We start from the raw sequence: 9,896 nt of genomic DNA on the forward strand, positions 1-9,896 counted from the left end.
GGAGAAAATCAGCGAGTTCGTCGCCAACGGCGAGCTCGATGCGGAGTTCATCAAGGTCGAGAGCGAGCACTCAGCAATTTCCGCCTGTGTCGGTGCCTCAGCGGCGGGAGTCAGGGTATTCACTGCCACAGCCTCTCAGGGTCTGGCTTTGATGCACGAGATACTCTACATAGCCTCAGGAATGCGCCTTCCGATAGTCATGGCAATCGGAAACCGCGCACTCAGCTCGCCGATTAACATCTGGAACGATTGGCAGGACAGTATAAGCGAGCGCGACACCGGCTGGATGCAGTTCTACGCCGAGAACAACCAGGAGGCCCTCGATTTAATCCTCATAGCCTACAAGGTCGCCGAGGACGAGAGGGTTCTCCTGCCGGCGATGGTCGGCTTCGACGCGTTCATCCTGACCCACACGGTTGAACCAGTTGAGATTCCGGACCAGGAGGTAGTTGACGAGTTCCTCGGCGAATACGAGCCGAAGCACGCCTACATAGACCCGAAGAGGCCCATAACCCAGGGTGCCCTCGGCTTCCCTGCCCACTACATGGAAGCTCGCTATGGCGTCTGGCAGGCCAACGAGAACGCCAAGAAGGTCATAGACGAAGTCTTTGCCGAGTTCGAGAAGCGCTTTGGCAGGAAGTACCAGAAGGTTGAGGAGTACAGGACAGAGGATGCGGACATAATACTCGTCACCATGGGTTCGCTCGCAGGAACCGTCAAGGAGTACGTGGACAGGATGAGGAAGAAGGGCGTCAAGGTTGGGGCTGCGAAGCTCACGGTTTACAGGCCGTTCCCGGTTGAAGAGGTCAGGGAGCTTGCCAAGAAGGCCAAGGTGATAGCGCTCCTCGAGAAGAACGTTACCTACAGCATCGGCGGTGCGCTCTTCCAGGACTTCAGCAGGGCCCTCGTCAACCTCGACGAGAGGCCGAAGCTCGTGGACTTCATAGTCGGACTCGGCGGCAGGGACGTAACCTTTGGCCAGCTTGATGAGGCCCTCGCGATTGCCCAGAAGGCCCTTGCCGGTGAGGAGTATCCCGAGGTAAGCTGGATTGGACTCAGGAAGGAGATTCTGTGAGGTGATGGAGATGGCCGTTAGGAAGCCCCCAATCACGACTCGCGAGTATTGGGCGCCCGGTCACGCCGCCTGTGCCGGCTGTGGCTGTGCAACCGGAATGAAACTCGTTACTAAGGCCTTTAGCGAGGCCATGGAGGAGAAGTACGGCGACCCGGATGCGTTCGCCATAGCCCACGCGACCGGGTGTATGGAGGTCGTCTCGGCGGTGTTCCCCTACACCGCCTGGAAGGTTCCGTGGTTACACGTGGCCTTTGAGAACGCAGCGGCTGCCGCGAGCGGTATCGATGCTGCATGGAAGAAGAAGGGAATCAAGGGCAAGATACTGGCCTTCGGTGGAGACGGCGGAACCGCTGACATCGGTCTTCAGGCCTTGAGCGGCATGCTCGAGCGCTGGCACAACGTGGTTTACGTCATGTACGACAACGAGGCTTACATGAACACTGGAATTCAGCGCTCAAGCTCAACCCCCTACGGAGCCTGGACGACCACCTCACCACCCGGCAAGTACTCCATCGGTGAGGACAAGCCCAAGAAGTGGGTCGCCCTTATAGCTGCAGCCCATATGATACCGTACGCCGCGACCGCGAGCATTGGAAATCCCTTTGACCTTGTCAGAAAGGTCAAGAAAGCGGCGAAGCTCGATGGACCTGCTTTCATTCAGATGCACTGCACCTGCCCGACCGGATGGAAGAGCCCGCTCGAGAAGGGCGTCGAGATAGCCCGCTTAGCAATCGAGACCGGTGTATGGCCGCTCTTCGAGATTGAGAACGGTGACTTCCACAACATCAAGATACAGAGCCCCGGAGGAGGTGCCAAGGTCAAGCGCGAGGGCGGAAGGGTAGTTGCCATCGAGTTCAAGAAGCCCATCGAGGAGTACCTTAAGTTACAGGGCAGGTTCAAGCACCTCTTCAAGAGGCCGGAAGCAATAGATGAGCTCAGGAACCAGATTAAGGCCATGTGGAAGGTTCTCGGTGTTGAAGTCTACCTCCCCAAGCCCGGGGAGTGATTTTTACCCCTCTTTTCTGAATTTTGCAGGACTGAACCAAAAATAGTTTTTTATTTGGCGCTTCTAATTATTGTTGGGGTGGTATAATGGCCGTTGTCGTCAGGGTCGAGGTTGAAGAAAAGGGGATAGAGGAGCTTCTGGAGAAAATAAAGAAGGCGCTCTCATTCGTTGAAAAGGACGACGTCTTCAGGATGATGCTCAACAGACAGCTCGGGGAAGAAGGGGGGAGCGAGATTGACCACTACAAGAGGCTCATAGAGGCACTCAGAAAAACGGTTGAGCAGGTTGAGGACATCGAGAGGACCATAGACGTTGAAAAGGCCCTCAGGAGGCTGGAGGTGATACCATGAAGTGGAAGTTCGAAGTCGAAGGCGAGAACAAGGGGCAGATACTCGAGGATGTCAGTGTTAAGCTCATGAACGCCCTCAACGAGAGGGAAAAGCTCAAGAAAGAGCTGGAGGAGCTGCACGTCGAGGCCCTTGAGCTGTCCAACAGGATTCTCCTCCACCAGAAGGTCTCGAAGATGGTCCGCCTCGTGGCCAGAAAGCTCAACCGCTCCTACACGACGAGGCTCGACCTCCCCCTCGATGAGGGGAAAGCCGACGGCTGTTGCTATCGGATAGAGTTCATAGGAGCCGGCTCGCTGGCAATCTTCGAGTTCAGGTTTGAAGACCTGTACTCATTCTTCAAGAACCTCCACAAGGTCAGGGAGGAGGCGGAGGGGGTCATATACAGGGCCGTTGAGGACTACATATCAAAGCGGGACGAGCTGACTGGGGACGACGAAGTTCAGCTCAGAAGGCTCGCCGAGGAGTACTACCTCCACTTCACGGTTGTCCTCGACGCCCTTGAGTCAAGCGTTAAGTATTAGTTAGTTAATGTAAGGCTAAAACTTAATCAAAGAACTCTTTAAAAGTTAAGGTTAACCCATATATACACCTTTTAATTTTTTTAGTTATCATTTTCCAATTCTCAGGTTGACAGCCGAGGATTAATACCCTCGTGTCGGGTAAGAGCTCGCTCACGTGCCTCAGAGTGACCTCAAGTTGCGGCCTGAACTCCTCGGGAACGTCTTCAATGGCCTCCCAGGGCTCGGCAACGACGAGCTTTCCCGGTTCCTCACCGAGCTCGAGGGAGACAGCGATGATAAGAAGCTCCGGGGCGAACCTGACCGTAACTCCGGCCTGGCTCTCCGGAACCTCCCTGCAGTTGAGGACGAGGAAGTTCGGGTTTCTAATGGCTATCATAAGGGCCTCGGCAAGGTAGGCCCCAAAGCCGTAGTCGCCCCGCTTTTCGTTTCCTATCCCCCACAGGACTACTCTCCTTGCATTTCCGATAACGTCCTTTAGTTCTATCCTTTCCATTTTCGCACCACCTAAACAAAAAGGTGTCAGAGAACGGAGTAGCCGGAAATAACGCTCCTCTCCAGCTCCTCGTCGCTTAGCTCGCGCTGGTGCTCCGGAATGTTCTTGGCGCGCCTCTCCTTAACGAGTTCGAGGACAATCTCAAGCGGGCCGTACTGAATCGCCTCTGCCGGGCACATAAGGGCGCAGGCCGGCTCGAGTCCCTCCTCGCGTCTGTCGGCGCACATATCGCACTTGGTTATCGCCTTCACCTTGAGGCTGTAGAATGGAACGCCGTAGGGGCAGACCTGCAGGCAGGCTAGACAACCGATGCACTTCTCCTCGTGGATTCTAACTGCACCGTCCTCGTCGCGGTATATCGCGTGGGTGGGGCAGACCCTGAGACAGGGAGCATCGTCGCAGTGCTTGCAGTTTATCGGGACGTACTGCTTGTTCTCGGTCACGTAAATCCTGATGTTGGGATTGCCATCGTGAATGAATGCACAGACGGTTTCACAGGTCTCACAGCCGATGCAGGTGAGGTAGTCGAGGTAGAGGTACTTCCGCTCCATCAGAGCTCCCCCCTGAGCCATTTGTCTATTGAAACCGCCGTGTACAGGCCGTCCTTTATGGCCCTGCCGACTTTCGTCGGGCCGTTGACGACGTCGCCGGCCGCGAAGATTCCCTCGACGCTCGTCATGTGCCTCGAATCCACGACTATCCTTCCCCTTCTGTCAGTGGCGAGGTATGACCCGTTAACCGGTGGAGTTGAAACCATTCCTATGGCGAAGACGAGATAGTCCAGCTCGACCTGAAACTCTGAGCCGGGAATGGGAATTGGTCTCCTCCTTCCCGTTTCGTCGGGCTCTCCGAGCCTCGTCCTCAGGAGCTCGATGGCTTTAACCCTGCCGTTCTCACCTATAACGCGCTTCGGTGTTACGAGCTCGAACCATTTAACTCCCCTGTTTCTCAAAATGTTTATCTCGTAGGCTCCCGCCGGAGCCTCTCTTATCGTCCTGCGGTAAAATATCTCAACCTCGGCTCCGAGGCGGTTGCACTCGAAGGCTACGTCGACCGCCGTCAAACCGGCTCCTATGATGCCGACCTTCTTGCCCTTTAAATCGGGAACCTTCTCCTTTGGAACGTAGCCGAGCTCGTGCCCCTTTATCCAGAAGAGGAGCTCGAGAGGCGAGATTATGCCCTCGAGGTCGTCTCCGGGAATTCCTATCCTCCTAACGTTCCATATCCCCGTCGCTATGAGCACGGCGTCGTATTTTTCCTTCAGCTCGCTCAGCCTAACCACCCTTTCGTAGAACTCGTCGCCCTCGTCCTGTCTCTCACCTTCCATGACCTTCGTTTTTGGATAGTATGTTACCTCAAACTCTTCCTCAAGCTCTTTAGCTCCGAGGCGAACCCTCTCAACCGGAATCCTGAACTCCGGGATAACGAAGAGCATGAGCCCGCCGGGTTCCGGCATTTTATCGTAGATATCAACGTCATGACCCTTACAGACGAGGTAACCGGCGGCCGTCAATCCCGCGGGGCCGGCCCCGATTATCGCCACCCGTTTGCCGGTTTTCTCCGGTTTGCTCCTGCAGAGAAACGAAAACTTCATGCCCCTCATTTGAGCATCCCCCCGAAGAACTTCAGGTACTCGCTCGGGAACTCCTTAACGCGCTCGTGCTTGCACCTGTCGCACATGAACACAATCTCTGGGTAATCGTAGAACTTTCCGAGTTTGCGATAAAGAAACTCCGCGGTCTTGACCGTGTAGTCGAGCTTTTTACCGCAGACCTGACAGTGGGCGTATTCAAATTCAAGGTCAATTCTAGTGGGCTTTCCCTTGATTGCCTGAGTGGGACAGATGCTGTTGCACTCGTAGTTGCACTCTTTGCAGAGCTCGGGATGGAAGGAAACGACCCGTTTATCGTTATCCATAACGAATATCGCGTTGTGTGGACACACCTGAGCGCAGAGTCCACAGCCGATGCAGGCGTCGGCTTTAACCCCCTCGAATTCCTCCTCCATGGTATCACCTCAAAAAGAGTGAAGAAAGGAGAAATCAAATTCCAAGCTCTTTCCTCTTCTTCATGATGTGCTCGTACATCAGCTTTGCCGCCTTGTACGGGTCTGGCTCCACTATGAAGGCCGCTCCAACGATGTCGTAGAGGTCCTGTGTGAGAATCTTCACGACCTTGGGCCCGCCGAGAACCGGCGGAACGACGCCAAGGTGAGTTGTTATTCCGCTGGCGACGAAGTAGGTTCCTATTGAGACCGCCTTCTCGGTCATTGCCTCAGGGGCCGAACCAACGACCGGCAGTGCCGAGATGGGCACGTTGAAGTCCCTCGCTATGAGGTCAGCCAAGACGAGCATTCTCGTACAGTCAACGCACGAGCCCATGTTGAGCGCCGGGGGAATGCCCCACTCCTTGGCGAACTCCCTCAGGCCGGGCCCGACGTTCTCTGTGTCTGCGTACTCGGGCAGGAAGATGCCGTACTTCATCGCCGCGGTGGCCCAGCAGCCCGTTCCAATGAGGAGGACGTCCCTCTTCATGAGCTCGTTGGCTATCTTTATGTGGTTGTGGTCCTGCTTCACCTTCGGGTTGTTACAGCCGACGAGGCCGGCGACGCCCTTTATCTTGCCCTCAACGATGGCTTCCTCGATGGGCTTGAGGGAGCCTCCGAAGTGCTCGAGTATGGCCTCGACGCTGAAGCCGACGTAGCCCGACATCTTCTCCTTCGGTATCTCGACCCTCTGCTTCGACCTGTTCGGGAAGTTCTCAACTGCCGTTCTAACGATTTCCTTCGCTATCTCGTCGGCCCTCCTCTCGTCGAACTTGATGTGAATTGCCCCTGGGAAAGTCGCTATCGGGCTCGTGTCTATTATCTTGGTGTGGAAGCACCTTGCGACGTCGACCGTTGCGGGCATTATGCACTGCACGTCAACGACCATTGCCTCGACGGCACCTGTAACGATGGCCATCTCCTGCTGGAGGAAGTTGCCCGCTATCGGAATTCCGTGCCTCATGAGGACCTCAAGGCCGGTACAGCACATTCCGACGACGTTTATGCCCTTGGCTCCAAGCTTCTGGGCGAGCTCTATTAGCTCGGGGTCCTGGGCCGCCTCGACTATCTTCTCCGAGAGAACAGGCTCGTGGCCGTGGACGACTATGTTGACGTAGTCCTCCTTCAGGACGCCGAGGTTGGCCTCGGCCTTTATAACCTTCGGCGTGCCGAAGAGGACGTCCTGGAGTTCAGTTGCTATGAGCGAGCCACCCCAGGCGTCGCCGAGGGCCGTCTTGAGTCCGTGGAGGAGTATGCTCACCGGGTCGTGGTCGGTTCCGATGTGTGTCCTGTGGAGGCTCTCAACTATCTCCCTGTCTATGCTCCTCGGGAGGACGCCCTTCTCAAACCACGGCATCCCGGCCTTTTCGGCGGCTTTTTCAAGCATCTCGTAGGTCTTCGGGTTGAGGTATGCCTTGAGAAATTCCAACGGTTCCTCGTCCTGCTTTCCGAAGTCCCTGAGAGCTACCTCTGCTACTTCCTTGGCGAGCTCCCTTATGCTCTTGCCCTCGGTTTCGATTCCGAGCCTCTTTGCAACCGCCTTGAGCTTCTCGGGGTCTCTAACCTGGTAGGGCAGGGTGTTCGAGGCCATGTTGTCGAGCTCAAGGACGGGCTTTCCTTCCTTCTTGAATTTCTCAGCCATCTCAGCCGCGACGAGGAGAGTTAAAGCAACGTGCCTCCCGTGGTCGCTGTGTGCAGCTGCACCGGCCGCTATCATTCTGAGGAGGTTTCTGGCAACGATTGTATCGGCGTCGGCACCGCAGACGCCTCTCTTGGGCTCTCCGCCGAAGGGGTTAATCCTACACGGTCCCATCATACAGTTCCTACAGCAGATTCCAAGCAGACCGTAACCGCACTGGGGTTGCTGTTTCTCGAGCCTCTCCCAGACGGTTTCAATGCCCAGTTCTTGGGCGCGTTCATACATCTTCTGGGTGGTGGGGTCTATCGATACTTCCTTATACTTCTTCATTTCGACTCCCCCTCATTAATCCGAATAACCTCGGCCTGAAAAGACCTAAACAGGTCCCAACCGTTGTATTCCTCCTTGTATTCGCCTTCCTTCAGCTTGATTATCTTCTCGGCGGTCTCCTTTCTGACCTGCGAGACCACCTCGTCTATGGTTCCAAACATAAGTGCGCCGGTCTTACAGGCCTCAACGCAGGCCGGAAGCCGTCCCTCTGCCCTTCTGTCCGGGCACATGTCGCACTTGAACATCACGCCGGTGAGGGCGTCGAACTCTGGGATACCAAAGGGACAGACTATTGCGCACATCTTGCAACCGATGCACTTGTCCACATCGACGAGAACGGCGCCATCTTCGTCCTTGAAAATTGCCCCTGTTGGGCAGACCTCCATACAGGGTGCGTTTTCACAGTGCCGGCAGTTCATGGGAACGTTGTATGCTCCCATGGGGAGAACGTGTATCCTCGGCTTTGGTAGTGGATTCTCGAATATCGCTGAGAACAGGTCCTTGCTCTGTGAGTGCTCCACTGCACATGCTATTTCACAGTGCCGGCAGCCTATGCACTTCGCTGGGTTTATGAAAATTGTGGGCTTTGAATCAGGTGGCATAGGAATCACCGAAGCTTATGTAACAAATTTGTATATAAATGGGTTTCCGTTTCAGCTTAAAACCGTGAATTTGTAATTCAAATTGTTACACTTTAGTTCCATATCTTTGTATAATGAGATTTAATTCTTATGACTAAATGGTCATACGGATAAGTTATCCTAAGGTTTGAAACTTTTAGTTATACACCTTTGGACAAAAATGTTCGTGTGAATAATTGGAGACAATAATACTCAATTATGTTCCATATAGTTTACAATTTTGTCCACTTCAATAGTTCTAAATTCGAACCTAAAAGCATTTATACGTTGGGTTTTTCAAATTTTTTGGTGTTGCTTATGGGAAAGCCCCTCAAATCGATTGAAGACGAAAGACGAAAAAAGCTATTTCAGATAGCTGAAAAGTTGCGAGAACGAACCAAAAAGCAGGCCCCCGAAGAGGGGTTCAGAGTTGTAATCACCGGCAAGGGTGGTGTGGGTAAGACCACAATGACCGCCCTTCTCGCAAGACTACTCGCACGCGACGGCTATCGCGTTTTAGCAGTTGATGAGGACCCTCAGATGAACCTTGCACACGCACTCGGTGTTCCCAAGGAAATCAGGGATAAAATAGTTCCTCTCAACAAGAACCTTGACTACATCGAGGAAAAAACTGGGGCGCGACCCGGAACTAACTGGGGGCTGTACTTCTCGTTGACCCCAGATGTACGGGACGTGGTTGATAGGTTCGGTGTTGTTGGGCCCGATGGAGTCATGCTCCTCGTCATGGGAAGCGTTGTTCAGGCCGCCGCCGGCTGTCTCTGTCCTGAAAACGCTCTCCTTGATGCCGTTGTTAAGTACATCAACCTGAGGAAAGGTGAGATAATTCTCATGGATACTCAGGCGGGTCTTGAACACTTTGGAAGGGCTTTGGCCAAGGGCTTCAAGCAGGCCGTTGTTCTCACAGAGCCAACTTACAACTCCGTTCAGGTGGCGGTTGATGCCGCAAAGCTCGCGAGACAGCTCGGCATTAAGTATGTCCACCTCGTGATAAACAAAGTAAAGAAGGAAAGTCAGATTGAGAAGGTCGAGAGGATACTCGACGAGCTTGGATTCAACGATTTCACGACAAAAACGATAATCCCGTACGATGAGCTCGTGGAAGAATACGACCCGGAAATTGAAGCCATACTCGGGAATCCGGAGTCTCCAACTTACATGAAAGCCCTCGAGCTGAAGGAAATACTGTTGAAGTACGCCGAGTGAATATTGCACAATTCTGACCCATCTTACCCTTTTTGGGACAAGGTTTTTAAGTTCACCGAACTATTCCCGTCGGTGGTGCAATATGACGATTAAGGCTCCAACCCTCAACGTAAGCGGTCTGGGCGCTGACCCGCTCACGGAGAGGATAAAGGAGAAGCAGAAGAAGTGGAAGTACAAGATAGCGGTTCTCAGCGGTAAGGGTGGCGTTGGAAAGAGCACCGTTGCGGTGAACCTCGCGGCCGCGCTTGCGAAGAAGGGCTACTACGTCGGCCTGCTCGACGCGGACATACACGGGCCGAACGTTGCAAAGATGCTCGGCGTTGACAAGGCCGACGTTCTGGCGGAGAGGCTGGAGGACGGTCGCTTCGAGATGCTCCCGCCGATGGCCGACTTCATGGGCCAGATAACGCCCATCAAGGTCATGAGCATGGGCTTCCTCGTTCCGGAGGACCAGCCGATAATCTGGCGCGGTGCCCTCGTCACAAAGGCCATCAAACAGCTCCTTGGTGATGTTAAGTGGGGTGAGCTTGATTTTATGATAATTGACTTTCCGCCTGGAACGGGCGATGAGATACTCACCGTCGTGCAGAGCATC

Annotated in this window: 12 protein-coding genes; 6 read left to right on the top strand and 6 right to left on the bottom strand. The window is 54.3% G+C overall.

Annotated elements, in window-relative coordinates:
* From porA to MVK46_RS05315, 4 genes are all read left to right on the top strand, one after another.
* Positions 1–1,075, top strand: a 1,075-nt coding sequence (gene porA / locus MVK46_RS05300; protein ID WP_297535602.1) for a pyruvate synthase subunit PorA, incomplete at its 5' end; no start/stop codon positions are given.
* A 10-nt stretch (positions 1,076–1,085) separates the two neighbouring features.
* The gene (porB, locus tag MVK46_RS05305) at positions 1,086–2,081 is read left to right on the top strand and encodes a pyruvate synthase subunit PorB (protein WP_297535613.1); all 996 of its coding nucleotides are present in this window, start codon (positions 1,086–1,088) and stop codon (positions 2,079–2,081) included.
* Between the two features lie 86 nt (positions 2,082–2,167).
* Entirely contained in the window at positions 2,168–2,431 is a 264-nt protein-coding gene (locus MVK46_RS05310) for a hypothetical protein (RefSeq protein ID WP_297535603.1), read from the top strand.
* Positions 2,428–2,952, top strand: a complete 525-nt coding sequence (locus MVK46_RS05315) for a hypothetical protein (protein ID WP_297535604.1) — start codon at positions 2,428–2,430, stop codon at positions 2,950–2,952. Before MVK46_RS05310 ends, MVK46_RS05315 begins: the two co-directional genes overlap by 4 nt.
* Before the next feature lie 22 nt (positions 2,953–2,974).
* Here MVK46_RS05315 and MVK46_RS05320 read toward each other — a convergent pair whose 3' ends face one another.
* The 6 genes from MVK46_RS05320 to MVK46_RS05345 are packed head-to-tail and all read right to left on the bottom strand — an operon-like array spanning position 2,975 to position 8,059.
* Positions 2,975–3,445: a hydrogenase maturation protease gene (locus tag MVK46_RS05320; RefSeq protein ID WP_297535605.1), complete on the bottom strand. Its 471-nt coding sequence runs from the start codon at positions 3,443–3,445 to the stop codon at positions 2,975–2,977.
* A gap of 26 nt (positions 3,446–3,471) precedes the next feature.
* Positions 3,472–3,996 carry a 4Fe-4S dicluster domain-containing protein gene (locus tag MVK46_RS05325; RefSeq protein WP_297535606.1) on the bottom strand — a complete coding sequence of 175 codons (525 nt, stop codon included), beginning with the start codon at positions 3,994–3,996 and terminating at the stop codon, positions 3,472–3,474.
* Complete coding sequence (locus tag MVK46_RS05330; protein ID WP_297535607.1) at positions 3,996–5,048, bottom strand: FAD-dependent oxidoreductase; 1,053 nt, start codon at positions 5,046–5,048, stop codon at positions 3,996–3,998. Before MVK46_RS05330 ends, MVK46_RS05325 begins: the two co-directional genes overlap by 1 nt.
* On the bottom strand, positions 5,045–5,452 hold the full coding sequence (locus MVK46_RS05335) for a 4Fe-4S dicluster domain-containing protein (RefSeq protein ID WP_297535608.1): 408 nt from the start codon (positions 5,450–5,452) through the stop codon (positions 5,045–5,047). The genes MVK46_RS05330 and MVK46_RS05335 overlap by 4 nt, the downstream gene beginning before the upstream one ends.
* 34 nt (positions 5,453–5,486) lie before the next feature.
* Complete coding sequence (cooS, locus tag MVK46_RS05340; RefSeq protein ID WP_297535609.1) at positions 5,487–7,457, bottom strand: anaerobic carbon-monoxide dehydrogenase catalytic subunit; 1,971 nt, start codon at positions 7,455–7,457, stop codon at positions 5,487–5,489.
* Positions 7,454–8,059, bottom strand: coding sequence for a 4Fe-4S dicluster domain-containing protein (locus MVK46_RS05345; protein ID WP_367182634.1), 606 nt, complete (start codon positions 8,057–8,059; stop codon positions 7,454–7,456). Before MVK46_RS05345 ends, cooS begins: the two co-directional genes overlap by 4 nt.
* 336 nt (positions 8,060–8,395) lie before the next feature.
* Between MVK46_RS05345 and MVK46_RS05350 the strand changes: the two genes are divergently transcribed.
* Both MVK46_RS05350 and MVK46_RS05355 read left to right on the top strand, forming a co-directional pair.
* Complete coding sequence (locus MVK46_RS05350) at positions 8,396–9,301, top strand: AAA family ATPase (protein ID WP_297535611.1); 906 nt, start codon at positions 8,396–8,398, stop codon at positions 9,299–9,301.
* Positions 9,302–9,383: 82 nt separating this feature from the next.
* Positions 9,384–9,896, top strand: a 513-nt coding sequence (locus tag MVK46_RS05355; protein WP_297535612.1) for a P-loop NTPase, incomplete at its 3' end; no start/stop codon positions are given.

Origin of the sequence: Thermococcus sp. (assembly GCF_027066465.1) — an archaeon.
Lineage (GTDB): Archaea > Methanobacteriota_B > Thermococci > Thermococcales > Thermococcaceae > Thermococcus.

Bases quoted from the DNA above. Each gene is read 5' to 3' on its own strand.
- MVK46_RS05310 (WP_297535603.1), top strand. From the start codon at position 2,168: ATGGCCGTTGTCGTCAGGGTCGAGGTTGAAGAAAAGGGGATAGAGGAG.
- MVK46_RS05325 (WP_297535606.1), bottom strand. From the start codon at position 3,996: ATGGAGCGGAAGTACCTCTACCTCGACTACCTCACCTGCATCGGCTGT.
- MVK46_RS05330 (WP_297535607.1), bottom strand. From the start codon at position 5,048: ATGAGGGGCATGAAGTTTTCGTTTCTCTGCAGGAGCAAACCGGAGAAA.
- porB (WP_297535613.1), top strand. From the start codon at position 1,086: ATGGCCGTTAGGAAGCCCCCAATCACGACTCGCGAGTATTGGGCGCCC.
- MVK46_RS05335 (WP_297535608.1), bottom strand. From the start codon at position 5,452: ATGGAGGAGGAATTCGAGGGGGTTAAAGCCGACGCCTGCATCGGCTGT.
- MVK46_RS05345 (WP_367182634.1), bottom strand. From the start codon at position 8,059: ATGCCACCTGATTCAAAGCCCACAATTTTCATAAACCCAGCGAAGTGC.
- MVK46_RS05315 (WP_297535604.1), top strand. From the start codon at position 2,428: ATGAAGTGGAAGTTCGAAGTCGAAGGCGAGAACAAGGGGCAGATACTC.
- MVK46_RS05350 (WP_297535611.1), top strand. From the start codon at position 8,396: ATGGGAAAGCCCCTCAAATCGATTGAAGACGAAAGACGAAAAAAGCTA.
- MVK46_RS05320 (WP_297535605.1), bottom strand. From the start codon at position 3,445: ATGGAAAGGATAGAACTAAAGGACGTTATCGGAAATGCAAGGAGAGTA.
- cooS (WP_297535609.1), bottom strand. From the start codon at position 7,457: ATGAAGAAGTATAAGGAAGTATCGATAGACCCCACCACCCAGAAGATG.